Below are 26,322 nucleotides of genomic sequence, written 5' to 3' on the forward strand. Positions count from 1 at the left end.
GGTGCCTCGGCGTCCGTCCGCAACGTGTGGACCGGCACCAACGCCGGCTCCCACGCCACGAGTTACTCCACCACCGTCCCGGCGAACGACGCCGTCCTGCTCACCGTCTCCGGCACCGAGGCGTCCGGGTCGACCTACGAGGACACCACCACGGCCACCACACCCACGTTCAGTGCCGTAACGACCGGCGCGGCGGGCACCAAGCTGGTGGACATCACCTACGCCAACGGCGGCAGCACGGCCCGTAAGGCGACCATCAAGGTCAACGGCCAGTACAGCTACGTCGTCGCCTTCCCGCCGACCGGCTCGGCCACGACCTATCGCACGGTGTCCGTTCTGGCGCACCTGGCCAAGGGCACCAACACCGTGCGCTTCGCGACGGTCTCCGGCAGCACCGCGCCCGACATCGACGCGATCCGTGTCCAGGGCATCCCCGGCACCAACGGCGTGGCCCTCGTCGGCGCCGCCTCGAACCGCTGCGCCGGCCTGGAGAAGAACACCATCACCAACGCCTCTCAGGCCATCCTGTGGGACTGCTTCGGCGGGCGGAACGAGACCTTCACGCAGACCTCACGGGGCGAGCTCGTCGTCTACGGCAACAAGTGCCTGGACGCCGACAACAACGGCACCAGCAACGGCACCAAGGTCATCATCTGGGACTGCAACGGCGGCACCAACCAGAAGTGGACCGCCAACTCCAACGGCACCCTCACCAACAACCTCTCCGGCCTCTGCCTGGACGCCTCCGAAGCGGCGACCGCCAACGGCACCAAGCTGATCCTGTGGACCTGCAACGGCCAGACGAACCAGCAGTGGACCCTCAACTGACCTCACCTGTGCTGCCACACCGCCCGTCGCCGACCCGGCCGTCGAACCGGCCCCGGCGACGGGCGGTGTCGCCTGCCGGGCAGCTGCTCCGCAGGAAATCAGTGGGCGGACAGACCGGGCCAGACGGCCGAGGCGTAGTCGCGGTCGGGGTCGGGTAGGCCGATTGGGCGGATCGGGCGGACGGGAACGGTGCGGGTACGGCACTCCGACACGGCCGTCCACGGGGCGGGGTGGCCCTAGGGGGTGGTGAGGGCGAAGACGCCGTCGGCGTAGACCTCGATGTGTTCGCCGATGGTGAGGATGCGCAGGGTCGCCGCGGTTCGGTGAGGACCGCCTCGCCCAACCCGTCCCCGTCCGGGCCGGTGACCCACAGGTTCCTGCCGTCGCAGCCGACGAGCAGGGCCGGGCGGTCGCCGTCGGGGGTGTCGGTGCGCAGGGTGGTCTCGACGCGGCCGGTGAGGGTGAGGTCGCCGACCGCGTGCAGGGCGGGCTGTTCCCTCTGGACGTCGTCGCCGCGATCACGCGTCCGACGCTGTTCAGCGAGGTGGAGCGCGGCCATCCTGCCAACGGTGGAGAAGGTGCCGGGACGGCGGTCTTCTCGTGACGCGCGCCCGTTTCGGCGGCTGAGGTCGCAATGAGAGAAACCTGTCAACGAGCCCAGGATATTTCCCGTATATGGGGTGCCCGCCATCCAATTGGGACAGGTCCGAAGGCCCGCGCGTTGAGCTGTCAACGATATTGCTGATAGCTCTCTCATCCAGCGCGCGCGTGTTCTGGACGCCGCCGCCCGCAGAGTCGGCGCACCGTCCCCCACCCTTGTCTTCAGGGAGTGTTCGTGAGCAAAGAGAGAACAAGTCGGGCTCGTAACCGACGGACTTGGCGGGGCATAGCCGGCGTGGCCGCCGGTGTGGTCCTCGTCGGGGGCGGATTCGTGGCGGCCAACGCCGCGACGACCACGGGCGCCGCGAAGAAGGCCGGTGTCCACTACCCGGTCGACAAGAAGGCCAACGGCGTCGCGGCCGTGGTCAGCGCCGCCAACGCGTTCCTGAACACGCTGGACTCCGACCAGCAGGCGGCGACGGTCCTGGACTACTCCCAGGCGAACGCGACCGCGTGGTCGAACCTGCCGTGCGGGTCGTCCTGCCGGGTCGGCATCCAGACGGGCTCGCTGAGCGACGAGCAGCTGGCCGCCCTGAAGAACGTGCTGAAGGTGGCCCTGGGGACCGGCGAGGGCACCGGCTACGAGCACGTCCTTGAGACCCTCCTGGCCGACGACCAGCTGGCCTCGGCGGAGGGCTCGGGCTCCGGGCCCGCCGCGCCGTCGGGCAGCGCGTCGAGCGACGCCTCGGCCTCGGCCGACCCCTCGGCCGACCCCTCGGCCTCCGCCTCGGCGGACCCGAGCGCCACGGCCAGCGGCGCCCCGACGGGCGCCCCGCCGTCCGGCGGCACCGGCGGCGGCGCAGGCGGCGGGTACGGCAGCGACATCTACCTCATGGCCTTCCTGGGCACCCCGTCGGTCGACGGCACCTGGCAGCTGCAGTTCGGCGGCCACCACCTCGCCGTGAACATCACCTACAAGAACGGCAAGGTGGCCGGCGCCAGCCCGTACTTCACCGGCGTCGAGCCCACCAGCTGGACCGCGGACGACGGCACCACGTACGAGCCGATGGCGAAGTTCCGCAACGGCATGCTCGCCCTGACCGGCAGCCTGAGCACGGAGCAGCTGGCCAAGGCCAAGCTGTCCGAGTCCTTCAACGACGTGCTGCTCGGCCCGGGCGAGGACGGCCAGTTCCCGGAGACCAAGGAGGGCATCAAGGCCAGCGAGCTGTCGCCCAAGCAGCAGAAGCTGGTCCTGGAGGCGATCCACCCCTGGGTCGCGGGCGTGGACGACGCCACCGCGAAGAAGCTCATGAAGACGTACGCGCGTGAGCTGAACGAGACCTACATCGGCTACTCCGGCGGCACGGGCTTGGACACCCAGGGAGACTACGTCCGCATCGACGGCCCCAGCGTGTGGATCGAGTTCGTCTGCCAGAACGGCTTCGTCTACCAGGACAAGGTCCACTACCACACCGTGTACCGGGACCACACCCGCGACTACGGCAGCGGGTTCTCCTTCTCATGACCGGACCGCGAGACTGGCTGATCGCAGCGCTGACACGCCTGGTGGCCGGGATCGCGATCGTGGTACCGGCGGCGCTCCTCCTCGGGGCGTCGCCGGCCGCCGCGCATCCGATGCCGCACTCGGTGGTGGAACTCGACGTGTACCAGGCGTCGGTGAGCGCACGGCTGGAACTGCCGGCCGACGACTTCTCCCGGGCCAGCGGGATCGATCTGAGCGACACCACCCGGGCCACGCTGTCCGCGAAGGCCGAGGCCATCCGGACCTACCTCGGCAAGCACATCCACCCGACCAGTACCGGGGGCAAGGCCTGGCAGGTCAGCATCGGCGAGCTGAGCCTCAGCAGCACCGAGCAGACCTCCACCGGCCCCTACCGCGAGCTGGTCGCCGAGGCCGTCCTCACCCCGCCGGCCGGCACCGACGTACGACGCTTCACCTTCGACTACGACGTCATCGTCCACCAGGTCATCACGCACACCGCTCTGGTGACGGTCCGTCAGGACTGGGCCGCCGGACAGATCGAGGACGAGGGCACCACCCAGGTCGGCACCATCCGGGTCGACACCCGGACCATGACGGTCCCGGCTCTGAAGGTGGACCTCGGCGAGGGCAGCACCTGGCGCGGGTTCCTCGCCATGCTGAAGCTGGGCGGCGACCACATCCTCACCGGCACCGACCACCTGCTCTTCCTGCTGATCCTGCTCCTGCCCGCGCCACTCGCGGCCACCGGACGGCGCTGGGACGGCCTGGTCGGCGCCCGGTCCGCGCTTCTTCGGATCGGCCGCATCACGCTCGCCTTCACCGCCGGGCACTCCGTCGCGCTGGCCGTCACCGCGCTCGGCCGCCTGGACATCCCCGACTGGCCGGTCGAGGCGTTCATCGCCGCCAGCATCCTCGTCGGCGCGATCCACGCGATCCGCCCCCTCTTCCCGGGCAAGGAGGCGCTCGTGGCCGGGGTCTTCGGGCTCGGCCACGGCATGGCGTTCTCCTTCGTCCTGGCGGAGATGCACCTGTCCACCGGGCAGCTCGTGACCAGCCTCCTCGGCTTCAACCTCGGCATCGAACTGGTCCAGCTCCTGCTGGTCTGCCTGGCCCTGCCCTCACTGCTGGTGCTGGCGCGCCTGCGCGTCCAGCCCACGCTACGACTGGCCGGCGCCCTGCTCACCGCCACGGCGGCCGTCGGCTGGCTGGCCGACCGCCTCGGCCTGCCCAACCCCGTCGCCCGGGCGGCCGACAGCGCCGGATCCCACACCACTGCGATGCTGGCCGGCCTCACGGTGACCGCACTCGCCGCCACCGCCTGGACCCTGGCCACCCGTCGGCACGCACGGCCCGGACCGGCCGAGCCCCCTGCGGCGACATGTCCCGAGTGTGAAGGGCGACACACGGCGACGACGTGTGACCCGTACGATCGGAACCAGTCGACGGACACCGCCAACTCAGCGGCGACATAGAGCGGTTGAGAGCCGCAAGCGGTGATCACGGGGTGGCGCCAGAGACCGGAGGGAGTCATTCGGAGCAGCGAGACGGCCCTATGACAGATTGGGCTCGTCGACGCCTCGGGCTGTTCAGGCGCGACGCGAGCCGGGCTCCTGGTGATCGCGGCCGACACCGAGCGGCCCTGGCCGAGGACATCTGCGAGCACGTCCCCGTCGTGGCCGTCACTGCTACGACGGCGTCACCCTGACGGCCTGCAGAATGACCCGCTGTCGGGGGCTATTGCCACGCCCCATCGGAACGAGCTCAGAATGTGCGGCATTTCCACGTCAGGACATCGCTTCTGACACCCGTCAGACCGATACGCTCCCCGTCGAGCACCAGTCCCTCAGGTCTTCGCCGCACCCGGCGGGCCGGTCCAGGACGGAGCGCAGTCCGCCCCCAGGACCTGACCACAGAAGCTCATCGCCTCCTGGCCCATGCGACCGCGACCGCGGCGGTGGCCTCCATCGAACCGACCACCCAGACCACATGACGCCTTCTAGGGCACAGGGGACAGATCGAGTCGTACGGGCTCGCGGTCACAGTGCAGAGTGCCGTCGACGACCCGTGCGGCGGCGACCTGGAGCGAGGAGCGGCGGGTGGCGTAGGTGTCCTCCTCGGCGGCGGCGCCGACGCGGCCGGGGTGGGTGAAGTAGAAGACATAGGCAGTCTCCTCCTGAACGACCACGTCGGCGTGGAGGCCGATGGTCTGGTCGTCGGGGCGGCTGCCAGGCCGGTCCAAAATCAGGCCCTGGTGTTTCCAGGTGGTGAGGTCGTCCGAGCGCAGCACGCCCTGGCCGCGCCATTCGTCGACGAGCATCCAGTAGTGGCCGCCGAGTTCGAAGACGTTGGGCCCTTCGTGCGGGCGATGGCCGATCACGAGGCCGGTGGGCCGCCACTGGTACAGGTCGGGGCTGTCGGCGGCGTAGGTGAGCGAGCCGCGGCGGCCGTCCTTGAACCACATGCGCCAGCCGCCGCCCGGCAGCGGGAACACACAGGCGTCGATGACCCCGTCGGAGCCGAGGTCCAGGGCGCCGTGATGCGTCCAGTCCAGCAGGTCGGGGCTGGTGTAGTGGCGGATCCGGGCGTCGCCGTTCCAGTCGTCGCGTATGCCGCGGATGTAGCTGACGTACATGTGGTAGACCCCGTCGTGCCAGATGATCTCCGGCGCCCAGAAGGTGTTGCGGCCCCACTCGGTCTCCAGGCCGGCGAGGGTGCCCCGGTAGGTCCAGGTGAGGCCGCCGTCCGCGGATGCGGCCACGCCCAGGTCGGTGCCGTACACCCAGGAGACGCCTGGGCCGGGGGCGGTGGTGCGGCGGTTGGTGTAGACGAGCCACCATTCGCCGGCCTGACGGTTGAAGACGGCGACCGGGTCGGCGGCTCCGTCGTAGATCGGGTCACGGAAGAGCGGGGCAGGGGCCACGCGGTTCACGGAGGTCTCCCTTGTCGTGGTGCTGAGAGGCGAGGCGCGAACTGTCCTCAGCCACCCGTCGACTCCCGGATCACCAGCGAGAAGTCGCCGATGAAGTCCTGCTGCCGGGTCGGGGGCTCGGTCTGTTCGATGCGTTGGAGCAGGAGGTCGACCGCGCGCTCGGCCATCCCGTCGTGGTCGGGGTCGATCGTGGAGAGCGAGGGGATGAAGTACTCGCTCTCCGTGACGTTGTCGAAGCCGATCACCTTGACCTGATCGGGCGCCCGTATCCCGGCGTCGGCCAGTCCTCGCAGCACGCCCATGGCCAGGGAGTCGGTCACGCAGAACACGCCGTCGAAGTCGAGGCCGCCCTCCGCCATCTCCCGGGCGCGCCCGGCGCCTTCGCGCATGCCGAGCCTGTCCACCTGCTGGATCAGGGCGGGGTCCGTCGACAGGCCCGCCTCCGCGAGAGCCTGCCGGTAGCCGGTGAGGCGGAGGCTGGAGGTGTCGACCTCCTCCACCGCCCCGCACAGGAACGCGATACGCCGGCAGCCCCGCTCGATCAGGTGGCGGGTGGCCGCACGCGAGGCTTCGAGGTTGGGCATGGCGACGTGGTCGACCGGCGCGCCGAAGATCCGGTCGCCGAGGATGACGACCGGGTGGTCCACCCGAAGCCGTTCGGCATCGGCCTGTCGCATGCCCGCGGCGGTCAGGATGAGTCCGTCGTAGAGGCGGTTGCGCGACAGGGACAGGGCGTCCAGTTCGTTGTCCCGGGAGGCGGTCTGCTCGATGCTCACGCGCAGGCCCCGCCGCTCGGCGGCGGCGATGATGGCGGCGGCCAGCCGGCTGTAGTAGGGGCTGTTCACCTCGGGGACGGCGAGGCCGATGGTTCCGGTGCTGCCCTTGGCCAGATTGCGGGCGGCGACGTTGACCCGGTAGTCGAGCCGGGCCATGGCCTCGAGGACCTTCGCACGCGTCGAGCCGCGCACGTTCGGGTGATCGTTGATGACGTTCGAGACGGTCATCGGTGAGACCCCGGCCGCCTTCGCCACATCCTTGATCGTTACCACGCTCGCCCCTGGTCTGCGGTCTCGGCACCCTCCCGCATGGTATGCCGCGCGTCCGTGCGCAGAACGGTGAAGGAGTGCGGCGGGACAGCACAGACGGGCCCGGTGATCCGGTCGTGCACGGGCGCGGCCGGGGCCGGGCCGAAGCGGCTGCCGGCGTCCGGAGGAACGGTGAGGGTGGTGCGCGCGCAGCCGGTGTCCCCGGCCATGTCGGGCGGCCGCAGGCGGACCGTGACAGGTTCGGGTGTGGTGTTGACGATCTTGATGATCACCTCGTGGGTGGCGCTGTCGCGGACGGCCGAGACGGCGAAGACCTCCGGGTCCGGCCGGACGTCCTCGACGTCGTGGAGCAGCTCGCCGTCGCGGAAGCAGCGCACGCGCGGGCCGTCCACCTCCACCCGCAGGTCGTACCAACGGCCGCTCTCCACACCGTCGAGAACGCGCTCGCCGAGGTCGTCCGCCACGCCGTCGTCCACCCGCTGGAGCCAGGTCGCCCGGTTGTCCCAGCCGCCGAGCCGCCACTGGTACCGGCGCTCGGACGTCGTCCCGGTGAAGCACAGGACGAACCCCTCGGCGCCGTCCGTCTTCCTCGCCCGCACCGAGAAGGCGTACGACGTTCCGCGCACCGCGTCCGTGAGCAGCGGGCCGGTACCCGATCCGGCCACGGTTTCGCCGTTCAGCTGCCAAGTACCGTCCTGCGTGTCCCAGTTACGGAAGTCGGGGGCCGGTGCGAGACCTTCGCCGAGGAGGCCGCAGAGGACGTCGGTGAACTCGGCGCGCGTGTCGGAACCGGTACCGATGCGGATGTCGTGCCGGTTGCTCACCTGGACGGCCGGTGCCTGGGGCGCTCCGGTGACCGTGACGGGCAGCGCGGTGTCGCCCGAGTTAAGCGAATGCATCTGCTGGACGTGGTAGTTGAGTGTGGTCCAGACGTGCGTGTTGTCGAAGTAGATCAGGTCGGGCAGCCACTGGGTGTGGTCGCGTTTGGCGAGGAGCGGGGCGTAGGAGGCCATCCGGACGACATCGCCGTTGCGTTCCATGGCGATCATGTAGAGGGCCTCGGCGAGCGCGCCGCGGCCGTCGTTGCCCCAGCTGCCGTACTCGCCGATGTACAGGTGCGAGCCCTCACGGTCCATGGAGTCGAAGCGGCGGCTGTTCTCCAGGAACCAGCGCGGCGATTTGTAGGAGTGCTCGTCGACGACGGGTACGCCCCGTTCGCGGGCGAACGCCCAGCCCTTCTCCCAGTCCTCCCCGAAGGTGGCCGGGCCGAGGGTGCCGATGACCGTGATCTCGGGGTGGTGCTCGCGCAGGGCGTCGTGGATGCGGGAGAAGCGGTCGCGGAAGGTGTCGGTGATGGTGTCCTCGTTGCCGACGCCGAGGTATTCGAGGCCGAACGGTTCGGGGTGTCCGGCGGCGGCGCGCAGGGCGCCCCAGGGCGAGTCTGCGGGGCCGTTGGCCCACTCCACCAGGGCCAGTACCTCGGCGACGTAGGCGTCCATCTCCTCGTCGGGGATGCCGGCCTGTCCGGTCACGTCGCTGTTCTGGCAGCAGACCGCGGCCGGGACGACGGGCACCGGTTTGGCGCCGATGTCCTCGCAGAACTGGAAGTACTCGTAGTAGCCGAGGCCCATCGACTGGTGGTAGTGCCAGATGTTGAACTGCTGCCTGCGCTCATGGAGCGGGCCGATGGTCTCGGACCAGCGGTACAAGTTGGCGAGGCCCTGCCCGTGGGCGAGGCAACCGCCGGGAAAGCGCAGGAACTTCGGCTTCAGGTCGGCGATGGCCTGCGCCAGGTCGGCGCGCAGGCCGCCCGGGCGGCCCTTGAAGGTGGCCTGCGGGAAGAGCGAGACCAGGTCCAGGTGGACGGTGCCGGGGCCGGTCGCCGTGAGGGTGAAACGGGCGTCCGGGTCGGTGACTTCCGAGGTGATGACCGCCGTGTGGCGCCTCCAGGAGCCGTTCAGCGGGCCCAACTCCGCCTGCCCGTGGACATGTTCGCCGTCCCGTCTCTCGATCCGTGCGACCAGCCGGTCGGCGGTGCCCCCGGCCAGGCGGGCGAAGACGCTCACGTCGTACGTCTCGCCCGCCCGGACCGGGATGCCGTCGAACCCCTCGTTGCGCAGCCCCGCACCGGCGGTGGTGGTGCTGGTCAGCACCGCGTAGTGCGGGTTGGCCGGGTGCAGCGGGTCATCGGTGGAGACCGTGACCGATCCGGTGGCGCCGTCCCGCTCCAGCAGCTCCCAGGCGGTGAGGGAGTGCCATTCGGGACGGTCGGCCGGGCTGTACTCGAAGGACCGGTTCTGCACCAGCTCGGCGTACAACCCGCCGTCGGCCCCGTAGTTGAGGTCCTCGAAGAACGCGCCGAACAAATCGGGTGAGATGGCTGTGCCCGGGGCGCGGGTGTCCACCTCGACGACCGTCTCGACAGGGGGGTTGGCGTCGGGCACGGAGATACTCCTGCGTGGGTGTGGCGTTGCGTGAACGGTGTGACGGGGTGGCCCCGCGGGGAGCGCGGGGCCGCCCGGGACTACTTGGCGTACATCAGCTGGCCGAAGCCGAGCTGGTCGTAGCCGCCGCTGGTGGAGCCGTAGTCGCCGCCTCCTCCCTCGATGCCGACGAGGTCGCTGGACATGGCCGCGATGTACTTGTCGTCCAGGCGCTTGATCCGGTTGTAGTGGTAGTGGAGCATCGCCCACACCGGGCGGATGCCTCCGCGGCCGGCCGCGGAGATGGCGGTCTGCTCGTTGTAGGCGCAGTTGGTGCCGCTGCCCCAGCTGTAGGTGGTGTAGGGCACGTCCAGGCCGAGGTTGTACTTGGCGACGTACTGGGCGGCCTTGAAGAACCTGTTGTTGTCGTAGCCGTAGAGGTCGACGCCCTGGTTGTAGGCCATCTCGCAGATCGCGCCCATCTGGCCCATCCCCATGAGTGTGTGGCCCTGGTCGCGGCCGGACTCCTGCCACTGGCCGAGCGCGTAGCCGTCGTCGTCCGTGTAGAGGTACGGGACCGCGTGGGCGAGGGAGCCGTTGCCCGCGCCGCTCTGGAAGTAGGTGACGGCCTCGTCGAACTTCCCGCCGTCCTCGCAGAGGATGGCTATGGCCAGGATCGACGCGATGTTGCACAGATCCCAGTTGGCCCAGTAGTGGGTGATGCAGGTGAAGTTGTGGTCTCTGAGGAAGCCGTGGTTGATCGGGTAGAACACGTCCAGCATCATCTGCTGGAAGGCTTCGAGGTCGAAGGCGCTGTAGTCGCGCAGCAGTTCCCCGACGTTGGCGAACTGCCAGCCGTAGATGCCGGCGGCCAGGATCGCGTCGGTGCTGCCCGTGATCGTGGTCAGGGTGCTCGACCAGGCGTTGCAGATGGCGGCGGCGCAGTCGGCGTGGGCCGTGTCGCCGCTGATCAGCCAGCGCAGGGTGTTCTGGTAGGCGGCGGCGATGTCGTTGTAGAGGATCGCGTAGTTCTGGTAGCTCCCGCCGCGGTAGACGGTCTCCTGGGGGTTGGCCTTCCAGGTGGAGGCCGAGTGGGCGTTGGCGGTGAGCCGCTGCCAGCCCGAGTACCACGGCTCGATGCGCGAGGCCACCCTGACCTTGGCGCGGTTGATGTCACCGGGGTGGTGTATCCCGCCGGGGTGGTTCCAGACGGTCGGCGCGGCGGCAAGGGCCAGGTTGCGGACACCGTGCCGCTTGCCGGCGGCGTCGGCGGACGGTAGGGAGGCGGCGCCGAGCGCGCCGGCGAGCCCGAGTCCGCCGGCGGCGCGCAGGATGCCTCGCCGGCTCAGGAGCTCGGTGTGGAGGCGTTGGGGTGTGCCTTGGTCGAGTGGGGGGAGATGGTTGCGGCTCATGGGGTGTGCGACTCCGATCGAACGGGACCCCGACCGGCTCTGGTCGGGGATGGTGCCGACTTGGTCGAACCGCGTGGTGTCGAGGCTCGGGAGGCGTGTGAACAGAGCACAGGACCCACGTGGGAGGGGCGTTGTCCGAAGCCGGGGAGGTCTCCCGCGGCGTGGAGGGTCGGACAACGCCCTCTTCAGGAGCGGCGTATGCGGTGAAGGCGGTCCCAGTGCGCTTCAGCCGTGCGGCCGAGGCCCTGTCGCCGAGGCGGACGCCCGGGCGGCAGGGCGCGGTCGGACCTATGACGCGGCTGCCGCCTGGGCCTCGGCGGTGGTGAGGAACTTGAGGTCGATCACGTGCTCGTTGGCGTGCCACTGCACCATGTCGGTGGTCTTGTACCAGCGCGGCTTGCGCATCGAGTCGGCGATGACCAGGCCGTCGACCACCAGGTTCTCGAAGGTGACGTTCTTGATGGCGTGGTCGGCGTCGTAGCCGAGGAAGAGCGACGGGTTGGCGTGGGTGCCCGTGTAGGTGAGGTTCTTGATGTAGACGTCCTCGATGCCGCGGCCGACCGAGGTGTTGTACGTCGTGTTGTACATGACCCGGAAGTTGAGGAGCTGGCCCCAGCGGAAGTCCTCGACCCGTACGTCCTCGATGCGGACGTTCTTGATCAGGTTGGAGTCGCCGGCGTTGAGGGCGATGCAGCCCTGGTAGTTCATCTGGGGCTCGCGGTGGTCGAGGATGTCGACGTTCTTGATGACGAGGTTCTCGATCATCTCCGGGGCGTCACTGTTGCCGTGCGTGCCGATGTTGATCGGGTGGGCGACGTCCGCCCACAGGGTGGCGTTCTTGATGGTGACGTCGCGGGTGTCGCCGTACAGCTCGCCGCGGTGGGCATAGATGGAGTGGCTGTCGTCGGAGCTGCGTACGAAGCAGCTGTCGTAGGTGATGTTCTTGGAGCAGTAGAGGGGGAGGCCGTCGCCCCACTGTCCCCACGTGAACACGCGTACCTTCTTGACCACGCCGCCGTCGGCCTCCCAGCAGCCCAGGCCGTTGCCGAGCAGGATGACGTCCTCGACGCGGATGTTCTTGCTGTGGTCGAGCTGGACGCCGCCGACGGTACCTCGCGGCCGCAGCACGCCGTGGCCTCGCAGACGTGCCTTCTCGGCGTCCTTGAAGCTGATCTGCCCGGTGACGACGGCGCCGCCCGCCAGGTAGACGGTCTTGCCACTGGGGACGTAGAGGATGTCGCCGGAGAGCGAGTGCAGGCCGGGACCGAAGTAGATGACGTCCGGGTCGTCGGCCGAAGGCGGGTTCGGGTCGATGTGGTTGGTGATGACGTGCAGGCAGTCGAAGATCTCGTCGTTGATCTGGACGACGACGTCCTTCGGCTCATCGAGGGTGAACCGCAGGGTGTCGCCGAGGAGTTCGGACGTGATGCCGTACGAGTCCGGACGCACGCGGGCCTTGGTGGTGCCACCCTTGAGGTACGTCACCTCGATCTCCACGGACCCCCGGAAGTCGAAGTACACCATCGAGGAGCCCCACACCTTGCCGGAGCCGGTGGTGGCGTTGATCTCCTTGACGCCGTGGTCGTAGCAGGCGAGGGTCTGCCACTCGCCGTCGGGGGCGGTACGCACCCGCACCTTGAAGCTCGCCCGGGTGGCCACGCCGGACGGTATCGGGTAGGTGACCAGCTTCGGCGCGGCGTTGTCGCCCTCCGCCGTGTCGTCGGCGTGGGCCGTCGTGGCGGTCAGGGAGGACAGGCCGGCGGCGAGGGCGGCGGCTCCCGCGGCCTGGAGGGTTCTGCGGCGGGTCAGGTCCGTGCTCATGTGCGGCTCCTTGTCAGGGTGAAGTGCGCTTGGGAACGGGGCTCTTGAGGCCGGGGCCGACGGCCGGCGGCGGTGTGCGGCCGGCCCGGCCCCACGCGGGACACAGCGCTGGGCAGGTCAGCCGAGCGGCGCCCGGACGGTGACGAACGAGTGGGGCGGCAATGTCAGGGCGAGCCCCTGCTCGGTCGTCTTGAGGTCGTCGAAGGGGTGTGGGCTGACCGCCTCCGGTGTGCCGGGGGTGTTGTGGTCCTGGAGGCGGCCGGCCGTCAGGATGCGGGCGGTCGGCTCGCCCATGGTGCGGCCGCGCAGGTCGAGGGTCAGCTCGACGGGCTCCTCGGCGTCGAGGTTGGACAGTGAGATCAGCACCGCCCCATCCTTGACGCTGGCCGAGGCGGACAGGGTCTCCAGCTCCGTGTCCCCGACCGTGCGTCGGATGCCGTCTCCGCTGAGGTGGACGGTGAGCGAGGTGGCGTTCTGGTGGCCCTTGTTCATCTCGAAGACGTGGTAGGTCGGGGTCAGCACGAGTGAGTCGCCGTCCGTGAGGAGCATCGCCTGCAGGACGTTGACGGTCTGGGCGATGTTGGCCATGTACAGGCGGGCCGCGTGCTTGTGGAAGATGTCGAAGTGTGTGCTCGCCACGAGCGCGTCGCGCAGGCTGTTCTGCTGGAACAGGAAGCCGGGGTTGGTGCCCGGCTCCACGTCCCACCAGGTGCCCCACTCGTCCAGGACCAGGCCGACCGTGCGGCCGGGGTCGTAGACGTCCATGACCGTGGAGTGGCCGGTGAGGATCCGGTCGGTCCTGCGGGCGGCGACCATCGTGCGGTAGTAGTCGTCGGTGTCGAAGACGGTGGCGCTGCCCTTCGCCTCCCAGGGGCCGGCCAGCGTGTAGTAGTGCACGGACAGGCCCTGGAAGTAGTTCTTGGGAGTGGCCTCGCAGCCGAAGCAGCTGATCTGCTGCATCAGCGTCTCGGTCCACTTGTAGTCGTCGTTGGAGGCGCCCGAGGCGATGCGGTAGAGCTTGTTGTCGCCGTGGTCGCGGCAGTACGTGGCGTACTGCCGGGCCAGGTCGGCGGAGTACTCGGCGCGCATATTGCCGCCGCAGCCCCAGGTCTCGTTGCCGATGCCCCAGAACTTCACCCGCCACGGCTCGTCGCGGCCGTTGGCCCGGCGCAGCCTGGCCATGGGGCTGTCGCCGTCGCGGGTGAGGTACTCGACCCACTCGCTCATCTCCTGAACGGTGCCGGAGCCGACGTTGCCGCTGATGTAGGGCTCGGCGCCGAGCAGTTCGCACAGGGCCATGAACTCGTGGGTGCCGAAGTGGTTGTTCTCCTCGACGTCGCCCCAGTGGGTGTTGACCATCCGGGGGCGCTGGCCGCGGGGCCCGATGCCGTCCTTCCAGTGGTACTCGTCGGCGAAACAGCCGCCCGGCCAGCGCAGGTTGGGAATGTTCAGGGCCCGCAGCGCCTGGACGACGTCGAGCCGGATGCCTCCTTCGTTGGGTATCGGCGAGTCCTCCCCCACCCAGAAACCGCCGTAGATGCAGCGGCCGAGGTGTTCGGCGAAGTGGCCGTAGAGATGTCGGCTGATCGTCGGGCCCTCGATGTCGAGGTTGATCACCGCGGTGGCATTGGGCACGGACGTACTCCTGCTGGATGGGGTGGGACGCGAGGGGGCGTGGTGGTGCGGGGCGCGAGCAGAGGTGGTGCGGCATCACCGACCGGTGGCGGTCTCGTTCAAGGCGTGACGAACGCTTAACAACCGGTTTCTTGTAGCGCTACAAAAAGCTGCCATCGCGCTGCTGCAAGAGTCAAGAGGGTTGCATCAAGCCTTCTTCTGTCACGGGCCTCCGCGCGGTTGGACCCGCTGAATACGGGGACGCTCCAGCCTCTTGACACTGCCCGGAAGCCCGTCCTACGTTCGCCGAAGCCTTCTGCAACCGGTTTCTACACGTGGGCGTTTCGGGGCGTGACGCCGCACGGCCGAAGTACCGGACCCTCAACGCTCGGCACCCCCAGTGCGGGCGGTGTCGCCGACTCCGTGCCCGAAGGCCGTCCACCACGGCCGGGCGCACACCGGGCTTCCTTCTCCTCCCGCCCGCTGCGCCTTCCTGCGCGGAAGCGCCCGTCTCCTGCGCATCCCAGCATGCCCACCGCACGAAAGGCTTCACAGTCATGCCCGTTGCACCCAGAGGCTCCCTCGACCGGCGCCGTTTCCTGGCCGCCTCCGCCGGCGCCGCCCTCACCGCTGCCGCCCTGCCCGGCTGCGCCTCCTCCGTCGACTCCGGGAGCGGCGCCAAGGGCGCCAAGGAGACGCTCACGATCATGGACGTCGCCTGGGAGAAGAAGGACCAGCAGAAGGTCGAGCAGGAGCTCGGCATGAACCTCGACATCGTCACGTACGACATCACCAAGCTCAACGCCATGCTGGCCGGCAACAACCCGCCGGATGTGGTCCGCGGCATCGGCGCGACGGACGTGCCCTACTTCGCCGCGCGCGATCTGATGACCGACCTGGACTCGTACTTCGCCAAGAGCGACGTGCTCAAGCCCTCCGACCTCGCCCCGGCCAACGACGTGTGGCGCTACGACAGCGAGACCAAGAAGCAGGGCACCGGTCCCCGCTACGGCATGGCCAAGGACTACTCACAGGACTGCATGTTCTGGTACCGCACCGACCTGTTCGAGGCGGCCGAGCTGGAACTCCCCAGCGACACCGAACCGCTGTCCTGCGACGAGTGGCTGGACCTCGGCAAGCGGCTGGTCAAGCGCAGGCTCGGCAAGGTGAAGGTGTACGGCCTGAGCGCCGGGACCCTGGGCGGCCCCCTCACCACGTTCATGTGGATGACCGCGTCGGCCGGCGGGAGCCTGTTCGCCGATGACCTGGCCACGGTGGACTTCTCCTCGCCCGAGGCGCTCAAGGCGCTGCAGTGGTACCTGGACTACGCGAAGGCCGACATCGGCCCGAGCGTCGTCAACCCCAACCCGGACGGCTGGGACTGGCCCACCTACCAGGCCAACCGGATGGCGATGGCCACCGACGGCTACTGGTTCGGCGGGACGATCGGCGGCGACGCCAAGATCGCCGAGGTCTCGCGGTTCGCCCCCGCGCCCCAGCTCGGCAGCCACCGCGTCAGCCCTGCTTCAGCGGCACCGGCTACTGGATCCCCAAGAAGGCCAAGAACAAGGACGCCGCCTGGAAGTACTTCGAGTACTACTTCGCCGGCAAGCTCGCCCAGGACCGCGCGACCACCGGCTGGGGCATCCCCTCCCTGAACTCCCTCGTCTCGAAGATGCCGCGGGACACCGCGTTCCACAAGCAGTCCTACGACGTCCAGCAGCGGGAGCTGCCCTACTTCTCGGTGCTGCCCGTCAGCCCGTACGCGCAGGTGGACGCCCTGAACGTGGTGCTCACCAAGGTGCTGCCGAACGCGGTCAAGTCCGGTACGGCGGCCGGGAAGGTCGCCGACACGCTCAACTCCCAGATCAACGACCAGCTCAAGCGGGGCGAGGAGCTGGTGGGGTGAGTACCGATCAGCTCGCCGGGCCGGACGCGCGTTCGCCGATGCGGGCGGCCATCGCCCGGCCCGGCTCGCCGCGGACGCGCCGTCCCCGCTCCCTGCGTGCCCGCCGGACCGGGGCGTTCTATGTGTTCGCCGGCCCCTGGCTGCTGGGCTTCCTGGCCATGACGGTCTTCCCCCTGGGCTACGCGCTGTGGCTGAGCTTCACCAACTCCGACGGCCTGTCCCCCAACGCCCGCTACGTGGGGCTGGCCAACTACCGTGAGGTCTTCACCGACCCGGACACCCTGGCGTCGCTGGGCCGCACCGGCCTGTTCACCGCGATCACGGTGCCGCTGACGATCGCCGCGGGACTCCTCCTCGCGGTGCTGCTGAACCAGCCGATCCGCGCCCGGGGCGTGTTCCGCACGCTGGTCTATCTGCCCGCCGTGGTGCCGCCGGTCGGTTCCGCCCTCGTCTTCAAGCTGATCTTCGACCGTGACTCGGGTTCCGCCAACGGCCTGCTGGACATCTTCGGCGTGAACGGGCTCTCCTGGCTGGCGGATCCCTACGCCCGCTATGTACTGATCTCGCTGACCGTATGGGCCTGCGGAAACGTCATGATCATCTCGTTGGCGGGGCTGCAGGACATCCCCGCGGAACTGCTCGACGCGGCGCGGGTGGACGGGGCGAGCTGGTGGCAGTCCTTCACCCGGATCATCCTCCCCCTCCTCTCCCCCGTGCTGTTCTTCCAGCTGGTCACCCAGATCATCGCCACGCTGCAGAGCTTCCTGCCACTCCTCATCTCGATCGACCCCACACCCAAGGGCGTGGGGGCCGTCCCCGAGAGCAACCAACTGATCATGATCGACGTCTTCACGCAGTACTTCTCCAACGGCCGTTACGGCTACGCCTCCGCCATGCTCTGGGTGCTCTTCGCGTTCGTCATGGCCGTCACCTTCCTCGTCTTCAAGCTGAGCCGGGGAGTGGTCTTCTACGCAGTGGATCCCGAGCAGACACAGACCAAGCCCCGGACGATCGGAGACAACTGATGGTCCTGGCCCGACGCAAAGTCGTCTACATGCTCCTGGTCGCGATCCTGGTGCTCATGCTCAGCCCCTTCGGCTGGCTCCTGATCAGCGCGTTCAAGGACCCCTCCGAACTGCGCGCGGTGCCCATCCACTGGTGGCCGCACCAACCGACCCTGGAGAACTTCCGCCTGGCCCTGACCCTTTTCGACTTCTTCGGCTACGCCCGCAACTCGCTGACGATCGCCGGCATCTACTCGGTGCTGATCACCCTGGCCTCGGCCTGGGCCGGCTACGGCTTCGCCCGGCTGACCGGACCCGGCAAACGGATCATCTTCGGGCTCATGCTGTCCACGATGATGACGCCGCAGGTCATCACCCTCATCCCGACCTACCTGCTGTTCTCCAAGGCCGGCCTGCTCAACACCTATGTGCCGTGGGTGCTGTGGGGGCTGGCCGGCGCACCGTATCTGATCTTCCTCTTCCGGCAGTTCTTCTCCAACATGCCCAGGGAACTGGAGGAGGCGGCGATCATCGACGGCTGCGGGCAGATCCGCATCTTCTGGCGGATCTTCCTCCCGCAGTCCTGGCCCGTCATCGCCACCAGCCTGGTCCTCTCCTTCAGCTGGAGCTGGGGCGACTACATCTCCCCCGCCCTGCTGCTGGACGACGACCACACCACGCTCGCGGTGAAGATGGCCACCGGCTACGTCACCGAGCAGGGAACCGGTCTCTACACCGTCGTCGGAGCGGGCGCCATCCTGTACATCCTGCCCTCGCTGATCCTGTTCCTGATCCTGCAGCGCGGCTTCGTCACGAGCACCGCCACGTCCGGAATCAAGTGACGAGCCCAGCTCCTCGACAAGGGCACCCCTCCATCCAGCAGTTCTGTCCTCCTCGCTGCCGCCACTGTCCTGGAACGTCATCCGACTGTGACCGTCGACCACCGCCGCCATCCGGATCTGAGAAGGAATCCCCAGAGCCATGACCGTCTTCACCGCACAGGGCGGCGTCCTCGAACGACGCACCCCGCACGAGGTCCTCCTCATCGAGCCCTGGGGGCCGCACTCGGTACGGGTCCGCGCCCGCCCCGGTCACGCCCCTGACGACACACTCCCCGGTGCCCTCGACATCCCGGCCACAGGCCCTGCCCCCACCGTGACCGCGCACGCGGACGGCAGCGCCCGCATCGTCAACGGCCGCCTCACCGTGGAGGCCGACAAGGACGGCTCGCTGCGCTTCCTGCACACCGAAACAGGCCGCGAACTCCTCTCCGACAAGCGCCCCTACACGGCGTGCCCGCGGGCGCGCTCCTACGCGCCGCTCGCCGACGGCGCCTACCGCACCGAGCAGCGCTTCGAGGCGTACGACGGCGAGCGGATCCACGGCCTGGGCCAGCACCTGCACGGCTACCTCGACCAGAAGGGCCTGGTGATCGATCTGGTCCAGGGCAACACGGTGGTCGCCATCCCGTTCCTGCACTCCTCCCGCGGCTACGGCCTGCTCTGGAACAACCCCGCGATGGGCAGGGTCGAGCTGGGCAGGGACGCCACCCGCTGGGTCGCCGACTCGGCCCACCAGATCGACTACTGGATCACCGCGGGCGACACCCCCGCCCAGATCATGGAGGCGTACGCCGAGGCAACCGGGCACCCGCCGCTGCTGCCCGAATGGGCGGCCGGTTTCTGGCAGTCCAAGCTGCGCTACCGCACGCAGGACGAACTCCTGGCCGTCGCCCGGGAGTACAAGGAACGTGGACTGCCGCTGTCGGTGATGGTCTGCGACTTCTTCCACTGGACCCACATGGGCGACTGGGACTTCGATCCCACCGACTGGCCCGACCCGGACGCCATGATCAAGGAACTGGAGTCTCTCGGCGTCAGGTTGGCGGTGTCCGTCTGGCCCACCGTGGATCCCGGCAGCCGCAACCACGACACGCTGCACGACGCCGGACTCCTCGTCGGAGACAACCACGGCGGCCTGCTGACCTTCCCCTGGCCCGCCCGCGGCCACGGCACGGATTACCAGCCGATGACCTACGTCGACGCCACCCGTCCGGCCGCCCGCCGCCACCTCTGGCAACAGCTGAGCGAGCACTATCACTCGCTCGGTGTCTCCGCCTTCTGGCTCGACGCCTGCGAGCCGGACATGCCTCCCGAACTGGCCGCCCGCGCCGCCTACTCAGTGGGTCCCGGTGTCCAGGTCGGCAACCTCTACGGGCAGTTGGTCGCCCGCGCCGTCGCCGAAGGCCTGAACGAGGCCGGCGACGAGCGCCCGCTCAGCCTCGTCCGCTCAGCCTGGGCCGGCAGCCAGCGCTACGGCGCCGCCCTGTGGTCCGGTGACATCATGCCCACCTTCGAGTCGCTGGCCCAGCAGATCCGGGCCGGGCTGAACGTCGCGATGAGCGGCATCCCGTGGTGGAACACCGACATCGGCGGCTTCCTCGGCGGCGACCCCACCGACCCGGCGTACCAGGAGCTGCTGGTCCGGTGGTTCCAGTACGGCACCTTCAGCCCCCTCATGCGGCTGCACGGCGACCGTGCGCCCAACCACCCCACCTTCTCCGCGGACATGACCGGTGGACCGAACGAGGTCTGGGCATACGGAGACCAGGCGTACCCGATCCTGACCGCACACCTGCGGCTGCGCGAGCGGCTGCGCCCCTATCTGCTGGAGCTGTCCGAACAGGCGCACCACACCGGGGCGCCGGTGATGCGCCCCCTGTTCTTCGGCTTCCCCGAGGACGCGCACGCCTGGACCGTCGACGACCAGTTCCTCCTCGGACCCGACATCCTCGTCGCGCCGGTCGCCGAGGCCGGAGCCCGCTGCCGCACCGTGTACCTCCCGGAGGGCGCCCGCTGGACCGACACCGCCACCGGCGAGCTCCACGGGGGCGGCACCACGCTCGACGTTCCCGCGCCGCTGGAACGTATCCCGGTCTTCGTCCGCGAAGGCGCCGCCGTCGCGGACGCGTTCACGGAGATCACCGCCTGATGACCTGTGCGCCTGCCTTCGCAGCAGGGTGAACCGCTCTTCCGTCGGCAGAGGTTTCGCTCCGACGCCTCGCCGACTTGTTGAGCGGCGCTCTGGTGTGGACCCGCCCGGTGAGGAAGCGGGAGTCGGCGGCGCCCTCGCTCATCACCTGCTGGACATCCTGGAATCCGTTCTCACCTCCTCCGTCGACGATCGAAGAGGCGCGTGACGAGCACGGCGGAGCGACTCGCCCCCGTTCACCTCCCGTCACTCGATCATGAACCGCCTCCATGCGGTGGGCCGCCCCGCGGCACGATTCGGGGACGTCCCATCGCGCGATGCGAGGGGCGTCCGACAGCATGGCCCGAGAGAGAGTCGTCACATCCGGGCGAGCGGCGGGCCTGGGGGATTGCGGGAGAACGGCCGGAAACATAGCTTGACCCGGCGAAAAGAAAGCCCTTGCCCTTCGCAAGGCATCGCAGCGGGACGCCGCAGCGCAGCAACAGCCCAGCGCGCCCGCACGCCCCGTACTCACGCCCCGGCACCTCACGGACCCAGGTTCACGCATGCCTCGACGCGCTCTCGCCCCCGTGCTCCTCCTGCTCGGCTCGCTCGCCCTGACGGCCGCCTGCTCCACCGGCTCGTCCCCGGCGGACTCGGCGCCCTCCCCGGACGGACGATCCGGGACCGGCGGGAACGACACCGGCACCCAGGTCGACCTGACCAGGCTCAAGGGCGTCAGCATCGTCAGCGACAGCAGCACCGACCGCTCCTGCCCCTGGGCCACGAGCTACCCGGACGTCCCCGGCGCCGACAAGGTGACCGCCGCGATGAAGAAGGACGTGGAGGGACGCCTCGCGGTCTTCCTCGGCACGGACATCGGCGGCCCACCGAGCTGTGGTGGCTCGCCCGGCGCGGACGGCTCGGAGGGCCCCGAGCTGAACGTCAGCTTCTCGTTCCTCGTGGCCTCCGGCGACGTCCTGGGCGTGCGTCTGGCGACGGTCGACCGTACGTCGAACGCGGACGGCGTGGACACCAGGGCGTACTGGTACGACGGTGCGGCCAAGAAGTACCGGCCGTCCTCCGGCCTCATCGCGGACGACTCCCGGGACGCCTTCGTCTCGGCCCTGAAGAAGCGCCTGTTGAAGCGGGAGGGCGTTACTTCCGACACGGTCGAGGCGTCGCTCGGCGACCGGGAGAACCGCGACGCCTACCTGGACGACATGGCCTTCACCGCCGACGGCGATCTGAAGGTGGACTTCGACCGGGGCACGGTCGGCGTTCCCCCCGCCGGCCGCATCTCCGTCACTCTCCCCAAGTCGACCGTCACCCCCTGGCTGTCCGACTTCGGCAGCCGCGCCCAGCAGCAGACCACCGACCCGGACGACAAGCTCGACCTCGGTGCCGCCCACACCCCCGCCCCGACCGTCGCCGCGCAGCCGGACCCGGGTGAGGACACCACGGACTGCTCCCAGGCCAAGTGCATCGCCCTGACCTTCGACGACGGCCCCGCCGCCCCCGAGACGGGAACGCTGCTCAAGTACCTCGCCCAGTACAAGGCGCGGGCCACCTTCTTCGTCGTCGGCCAGAACGTCGCCACCCACCCCGACATCGTGCGCGCCGAGATGAAGTCCGGCCACGAGATCGCCAACCACTCCTGGAACCACCCGGTCCTCACCAACCTCACCCCCGCCCAGATCCGCTCCCAGCTGGAACGCACCACCGCCGCGATCAAGGACGCCACGGGCCAGGAACCGACGCTCTTCCGCCCGCCGTACGGCGCGATCGACGACAGGGTCAAGGCGGCCACCAGCCTGTCCCCCGTCCTGTGGGACGTGGACACCCTGGACTGGAAGTCCCACGACCCGGCCAAGGTCGCCCAGACCGTCATCTCCCAGGCCGAGCCCAACGACGTCGTCCTGGTCCACGACATCCACCCCACCTCGGTCGCCGCGGTACCCGAGATCCTGCGCACCCTCACCGCCCGCGGCTACCACTTCGTCACCGTCAGCCACCTGCGCGCCACCCTCTGAGCGAGCTGTGAGACAGCCTGACGTTTCCGGCCGACATGCCCCGTGGGCGGCCTCACGGGGCGGGCTCTTTTCAGCGAGATGGGGTGACGACGCAGCTTGAACGCGTGTCGTACGGGATGAAGCGGTTGAAAGAAGCTCTCAGTGGGACGCCGCGAGAAACCGGTCGAACCAGGCGGGCCAGGCGATGCCTCAACCACCGAGCGACCAGAGTCCGGCGAGCGCACCACGCCCACCAGCATCCGAGACCTGGCCGTCCCACGCGTCGCGTGCGCAGTGTCCGCGGAAATCGACCGCTGATACGTCTCCCAGTGCCACGCGTCTTCCAAACCGGGCACGCTCCAGAGCCGCGAGTCACGGGACCAGGGATGGGCTGGCGCCAGCGGACGCCGCAGGGTGGTCGCGCAGCAGAACACACAAAGCGGAGGACACCAATACGGCACTGAGGCCGCGGCCTTCATCGTTATCGCCTTCCCGAATACTCCCCGGCATCCGCGGCGCATTTCGCTGTCGTCTCGGAGCACTGCTGCAGGGGCTCTGCCTGGCTGTGCGACCAGGCCTGGCCCCGGCTGTCGGAGGCGGCAACAGGCGGGTCAATCGCCTGGTTGCGCAGACATCGGTGGTGAGACCCGGTAACCCTGAGCGGTCGGAGCTCTCGAATCCTGGATATTCAGTTCGATCTCGAAAAGCGAATTCCCAGCAACCGCGCTGTGCCACCGCTTCGGGGGTCGCGGTAAAGAGGCTCCACCTTGAGGTCCGAGTGCAAGTGATTACGCGCTGGTACGTTGCGCCAGACCTGACTCGACTCGCTCCCACGCCGCGAAGAACCCCCTACCCCTACGCACAGGCAACCGCCTGTCATGCCGGGCGCCGGGAGACGACACCAAGTAGCCCCCACAAGCTGACGCAGGGAACAGAACGGTCCAACCACCCTCGGCCTTCACCCCTTGAACGTCCACCAGGCGGTCATCGAAAACCGGTGAAACAGCAGGTCAGGGGATCGCTCGCTCGCCACCCCGCTCGCCTGCCCCCATACAGAGGACCCCCGCTTGCGCACATCCGCTACGCTGTCCTTGGTCGCGCGTTGGTACGTCCTGTTGTCCGCTCAGGCATCCCTGGCGGAGAGCATCGCATCACGTCCGACCAGCGGGCTTGTGCTCCTCGTCGAAGATCCGCCGCCTGGATTTTCAGCAAGGTTTTCCACAAGCCCCTGCCTTCGTAGCTCAGGGGATAGAGCACCGCTCTCCTAAAGCGGGTGTCGCAGGTTCGAATCCTGCCGGGGGCACTGCATTTTCGCAGGTCAGGTCGCGTTTAGCCCTCTCGGGAGTTCTTCCGGGAGGGCGTTTTGCGTTACCCGGGGGACAGGCGGGGGACAAAACGCGCGCTTCTGATGGTGCCGAAATGGACAGCGGTAGTCACCGCTTTGATCACGACAGGGAAAAATCCGGGAAGGTCAAGACAGATCACCGCAGACGACGGAGATCGAGGCCTGCAGGCGAGTGGCACGCAGACGCTGCGACGCGATCATAAGGTTGCCGAGCACCCGCCGAGCCGAGCTGCAATCTGCATGCAGCGGCGCTAGAATGCATGCATGACCGTTCTGACAATCCGGGACATGCCCGATGACCAGATGCAGACCCTCAAGGTTCGAGCAGCCCAGGCCGGACAGAGTCTGCAGGCGTACGTGAAGGACGTCCTGGCCCGTGAGACGGCTAAACCGACTCTGGCCGAGATGATGCAGCGCCTGGACCGCGAAGCCTCCGCGGACGTCAGCACCCGCGATGTGCTCGAGGCCATCGACGAGATGAGGGCCGGGCGTTGATCGTCCTCGACTGCTCGGCTCTCGTACCCGCCCTGACCTCCCGGACCGCCGGGGCTCGTCTCCTGCGTGGACGTATCTCCCAGGCAAGCACCGTCTTCAGCCCCACTCTGCTGGACTACGAGATCCAGTCCGCGCTGCTGGGCATGGAGCGCGGCGGCAAGCTGACTGAGAACCAGGTCGCCAAGGCCATCGACGACTACCGGCAGTTGCCCTTGACCCGGCACGAGACCCTACCGTTCTTCGACCGGATCCGCGCCCTGCGCCAGAACCTGTCCGTATACGACGCCCAGTACGTCGCCCTCGCCGAAGTCCTCGCCGTACCGCTGGTCACCTGCGACGCACGGATCGACCGCAGCGGCACGGCCAAGTGCCCGATCGAAGTCTTCGACGCCTGACTCCGCACCCGTCCGCGCCGACAGCACTACTCGTCACCGTGCGTGATGCTTTGGTGGCGGTTGTCGGCGCAGGGGGGTGCCGTCGGTGACAATGTGGAGGCGATGACGTCCACGCCGTCCGCCCCGGAACGGGCACCGCACGCGCCGTTCGCGCACCTCACGGCGCCCAATGCCGCCCTCTACAGCCAGGTGATGCGGACGTTCCTGTCCGCCGAGGAGCGATTCGCCGTGCACCTGCGGCCCGAGGACGTGCAGGCCGCGCTCCCTGCGGAGCACCGGCCCGCTGACCTGGACACCGTGGTCAAGGCGCTGGACAGTCTCGTCGGCTGGGGGAATCTCCGGTCCGACCCGGACACCGCCCGCGTCACCGCGGTCGAGGACTTCTACCGTAAGCGGTTCATCTATCAGCTCACCCAGGCCGGTGAGGCCGCCGAGCAGGCTCTCTCCGTCTACGACGAGGCCCTGGGCCGGCGCGGCGCGCTGCAAGCGGTCGCGCTGCACGACATCGTCACACAGCTGCGGGCCCTGCTGGTGATCGCCTCCGATGACGAGCCGGACGCGGCCAAAGCCCATCTCGCGTTGTCCGCGCTGGCCGGCCGGTTCGAGGCTCTGGCGGAGAACGCGCGGGCATTCATGGGCTCCCTGCAGCGCACCATCGACCTGCACGGCGTCGAGATCGAGGTGTTCCTCGCCTACAAGGACCGTCTCATCCAGTACCTGGAGCGGTTCATCCAGGACCTGATCACGCTGGGCGGCCGGATTGCCCTGCTCATCGGTGAGCTGGAGGACCAGGACCGGGTGCGGGTGTTGCTGTGCCTCGCGGCGGCCCGAGGCGAGCGATGCGGCCCCGGAGGAGGCAGAGAGCGCCGCCTGTCGTTTGGATCATGCCGGCGTCGCGGGCCCTGGCACGCGCATCTGCCGCGTTGTCGTCACTCTGCCCCACGCTCGAATCGAGTTCGCGCGGGGGCACCCCCATCGCTCCGCGTCGACTCCCTCCTCCGCCTTGCAGCTGCACGCACCAGACCCCGCTCGGGTCCGCCGAAAGGCGCAGTCTCTCTCAGCCGACCTGATCCAAACGACAGGCCCTAGTCGGGCTCGTCCTCCTGGCACTCTTCATCGTCGGACTGGTCTGGCTGATCCGCTCTCTGACCCGGGATGCGGCGAGCAAGCCCGCCAACGTCGAGACACCGCAGGACATCCTGCGACGTCGCTACGCCGCTGGCGAGATCGACGAGGAGGAGTACCTGCGCCGACTCTCCGGGGTCGGCCAGAGATGATCACCATCCCCACCCCGGAGTACGGCAGCGTCCCGTGAGGTGTCCCGCCGGGCTGACCGCCGGCCGGGGAAGCGCATCCAGCGAGTGACGTTCGGATTCTGCGCCTGGGCGCGCCTACGGACACCGGCACCAGTCAGCCCCGAGATCACGGCTGCAAGAGCGCGCAGTGAAGGCCGCCGGACCGGCGGTCGCGTTCCTGATGAGTCTTGACGGCGGTGGCTTAAGGCCGGCGTCCCGACCACGCTGGTGCTGCACGGCAAGGATTCCGGCGGCTGCGCCCGCGCCTTCACCGTCCCCGAACTCGGGGTCCAGGAGATCGTCAAGCGCAACGGCGAGACCAAGGTCGACCTGGGTACCCGCAAGCCCGGCAACCTCCGCTTCTCCTGCGCCATGGGGATGCAGACCGGCGCCATCACCTTCAGGGAGACACCAAGTGAGGCTCTTCAACCGCAAGAAGGACACCGACGTCGGTGAGCAGGTGGTGCTGATCGTCGAGGGCATGCACTGCTCAAGCTGCGGTCAGCTCATCGACGACGAGCTGGAAGACATCCCCGGCGTCCGATTCGCTGCCACCGACGTGAAGACCGGACGTACCACGGTCCGCCTGGAGGAAGGCGCTCACGTGGACACGGCCGCACTCGTCGCGGCGGTGCAGCAGGCGGGCGACTACACGGCCCGGCCCGCGCCTCGGGGGCCGACCGTGACGTGCGGGGGAAGCCGGCAGCGGAGAGGATGACA

The 26,322-nt window shown here is 68.9% G+C and carries 20 protein-coding genes, 1 tRNA gene and 1 pseudogene; 16 read left to right on the forward strand and 6 right to left on the reverse strand.

Features of this window, described 5'->3' with window-relative positions:
* From SSP24_RS20565 to SSP24_RS20580, 3 genes are all read left to right on the forward strand, one after another.
* The coding region (locus SSP24_RS20565) for an RICIN domain-containing protein (RefSeq protein WP_141311135.1) at nt 1-828 on the forward strand (828 nt) is incomplete at its 5' end.
* Nucleotides 829-1,723: 895 nt separating this feature from the next.
* Nucleotides 1,724-2,953 carry a DUF3500 domain-containing protein gene (locus tag SSP24_RS20575; RefSeq protein WP_229864925.1) on the forward strand — a complete coding sequence of 410 codons (1,230 nt, stop codon included), beginning with the start codon at nt 1,724-1,726 and terminating at the stop codon, nt 2,951-2,953.
* Nucleotides 2,950-4,404 (forward strand): HupE/UreJ family protein, encoded by a 1,455-nt coding sequence (locus SSP24_RS20580; RefSeq protein WP_141311136.1) that lies wholly within the window; start codon nt 2,950-2,952, stop codon nt 4,402-4,404. The genes SSP24_RS20575 and SSP24_RS20580 overlap by 4 nt, the downstream gene beginning before the upstream one ends.
* 524 nt (nt 4,405-4,928) lie before the next feature.
* On the opposite strand, the gene SSP24_RS20585 is transcribed toward SSP24_RS20580, so the two are convergent.
* The 6 genes from SSP24_RS20585 to SSP24_RS20610 all read right to left on the reverse strand — a co-directional run bounded on the left by SSP24_RS20585 (nt 4,929) and on the right by SSP24_RS20610 (nt 14,198).
* Nucleotides 4,929-5,861 carry a glycoside hydrolase family protein gene (locus tag SSP24_RS20585; RefSeq protein WP_141311137.1) on the reverse strand — a complete coding sequence of 311 codons (933 nt, stop codon included), beginning with the start codon at nt 5,859-5,861 and terminating at the stop codon, nt 4,929-4,931.
* A 47-nt stretch (nt 5,862-5,908) separates the two neighbouring features.
* Entirely contained in the window at nt 5,909-6,910 is a 1,002-nt protein-coding gene (locus tag SSP24_RS20590; protein WP_141311138.1) for a LacI family DNA-binding transcriptional regulator, read from the reverse strand.
* Nucleotides 6,904-9,351 (reverse strand): alpha-L-arabinofuranosidase family protein, encoded by a 2,448-nt coding sequence (locus SSP24_RS20595; protein ID WP_141311139.1) that lies wholly within the window; start codon nt 9,349-9,351, stop codon nt 6,904-6,906. Before SSP24_RS20595 ends, SSP24_RS20590 begins: the two co-directional genes overlap by 7 nt.
* 80 nt (nt 9,352-9,431) lie before the next feature.
* Nucleotides 9,432-10,742, reverse strand: a complete 1,311-nt coding sequence (locus SSP24_RS20600; RefSeq protein ID WP_141311140.1) for an alginate lyase family protein — start codon at nt 10,740-10,742, stop codon at nt 9,432-9,434.
* A gap of 288 nt (nt 10,743-11,030) precedes the next feature.
* Nucleotides 11,031-12,563 (reverse strand): glycoside hydrolase family protein, encoded by a 1,533-nt coding sequence (locus tag SSP24_RS20605; protein ID WP_141311141.1) that lies wholly within the window; start codon nt 12,561-12,563, stop codon nt 11,031-11,033.
* Between the two features lie 117 nt (nt 12,564-12,680).
* A complete protein-coding gene (locus SSP24_RS20610; RefSeq protein WP_141311142.1) occupies nt 12,681-14,198 on the reverse strand; it encodes an alpha-N-arabinofuranosidase in 1,518 nt (505 codons plus the stop codon).
* A gap of 536 nt (nt 14,199-14,734) precedes the next feature.
* Here SSP24_RS20610 and SSP24_RS20615 point away from each other — a divergent pair.
* The 13 genes and pseudogenes from SSP24_RS20615 (at nt 14,735) to SSP24_RS20670 (ending at nt 26,320) form a co-directional block, all read left to right on the forward strand.
* A complete protein-coding gene (locus SSP24_RS20615) occupies nt 14,735-15,835 on the forward strand; it encodes an extracellular solute-binding protein (protein ID WP_308439626.1) in 1,101 nt (366 codons plus the stop codon).
* A gap of 17 nt (nt 15,836-15,852) precedes the next feature.
* The gene (locus SSP24_RS45135; protein ID WP_308439625.1) at nt 15,853-16,086 is read left to right on the forward strand and encodes a hypothetical protein; all 234 of its coding nucleotides are present in this window, start codon (nt 15,853-15,855) and stop codon (nt 16,084-16,086) included.
* Nucleotides 16,083-17,111: a carbohydrate ABC transporter permease gene (locus tag SSP24_RS20620; RefSeq protein ID WP_308439624.1), complete on the forward strand. Its 1,029-nt coding sequence runs from the start codon at nt 16,083-16,085 to the stop codon at nt 17,109-17,111. The genes SSP24_RS45135 and SSP24_RS20620 overlap by 4 nt, the downstream gene beginning before the upstream one ends.
* Nucleotides 17,111-17,932 carry a carbohydrate ABC transporter permease gene (locus tag SSP24_RS20625; RefSeq protein ID WP_141311143.1) on the forward strand — a complete coding sequence of 274 codons (822 nt, stop codon included), beginning with the start codon at nt 17,111-17,113 and terminating at the stop codon, nt 17,930-17,932. The genes SSP24_RS20620 and SSP24_RS20625 overlap by 1 nt, the downstream gene beginning before the upstream one ends.
* Before the next feature lie 139 nt (nt 17,933-18,071).
* A complete protein-coding gene (locus SSP24_RS20630; protein ID WP_141311144.1) occupies nt 18,072-20,081 on the forward strand; it encodes a glycoside hydrolase family 31 protein in 2,010 nt (669 codons plus the stop codon).
* Nucleotides 20,082-20,626: 545 nt separating this feature from the next.
* Nucleotides 20,627-22,093, forward strand: a complete 1,467-nt coding sequence (locus tag SSP24_RS20635) for a polysaccharide deacetylase family protein (protein WP_141311145.1) — start codon at nt 20,627-20,629, stop codon at nt 22,091-22,093.
* Between the two features lie 1,209 nt (nt 22,094-23,302).
* Nucleotides 23,303-23,375: transfer RNA gene (locus SSP24_RS20640), tRNA-Arg, on the forward strand.
* Nucleotides 23,376-23,681: 306 nt separating this feature from the next.
* A complete protein-coding gene (locus tag SSP24_RS20645) occupies nt 23,682-23,912 on the forward strand; it encodes a FitA-like ribbon-helix-helix domain-containing protein (protein WP_141311146.1) in 231 nt (76 codons plus the stop codon).
* On the forward strand, nt 23,909-24,307 hold the full coding sequence (locus tag SSP24_RS20650) for a type II toxin-antitoxin system VapC family toxin (RefSeq protein WP_141311147.1): 399 nt from the start codon (nt 23,909-23,911) through the stop codon (nt 24,305-24,307). Before SSP24_RS20645 ends, SSP24_RS20650 begins: the two co-directional genes overlap by 4 nt.
* Nucleotides 24,308-24,409: 102 nt before the next feature.
* The gene (locus SSP24_RS20655) at nt 24,410-25,396 is read left to right on the forward strand and encodes a TIGR02677 family protein (RefSeq protein WP_229864924.1); all 987 of its coding nucleotides are present in this window, start codon (nt 24,410-24,412) and stop codon (nt 25,394-25,396) included.
* Nucleotides 25,397-25,503: 107 nt separating this feature from the next.
* The gene (locus SSP24_RS44205; RefSeq protein ID WP_280527086.1) at nt 25,504-25,584 is read left to right on the forward strand and encodes an SHOCT domain-containing protein; all 81 of its coding nucleotides are present in this window, start codon (nt 25,504-25,506) and stop codon (nt 25,582-25,584) included.
* A gap of 231 nt (nt 25,585-25,815) precedes the next feature.
* Nucleotides 25,816-26,058, forward strand: a pseudogene (locus SSP24_RS20665) (cupredoxin domain-containing protein); the annotation flags it as partial.
* Nucleotides 26,018-26,320 (forward strand): heavy-metal-associated domain-containing protein, encoded by a 303-nt coding sequence (locus tag SSP24_RS20670; RefSeq protein WP_229864922.1) that lies wholly within the window; start codon nt 26,018-26,020, stop codon nt 26,318-26,320. The pseudogene SSP24_RS20665 and the gene SSP24_RS20670, both read left to right, overlap by 41 nt.
* Nucleotides 26,321-26,322 lie beyond the last annotated feature (2 nt).

This window comes from Streptomyces spinoverrucosus (assembly GCF_006539505.1).
Classification (GTDB): Bacteria; Actinomycetota; Actinomycetes; order Streptomycetales; family Streptomycetaceae; genus Streptomyces; species Streptomyces spinoverrucosus.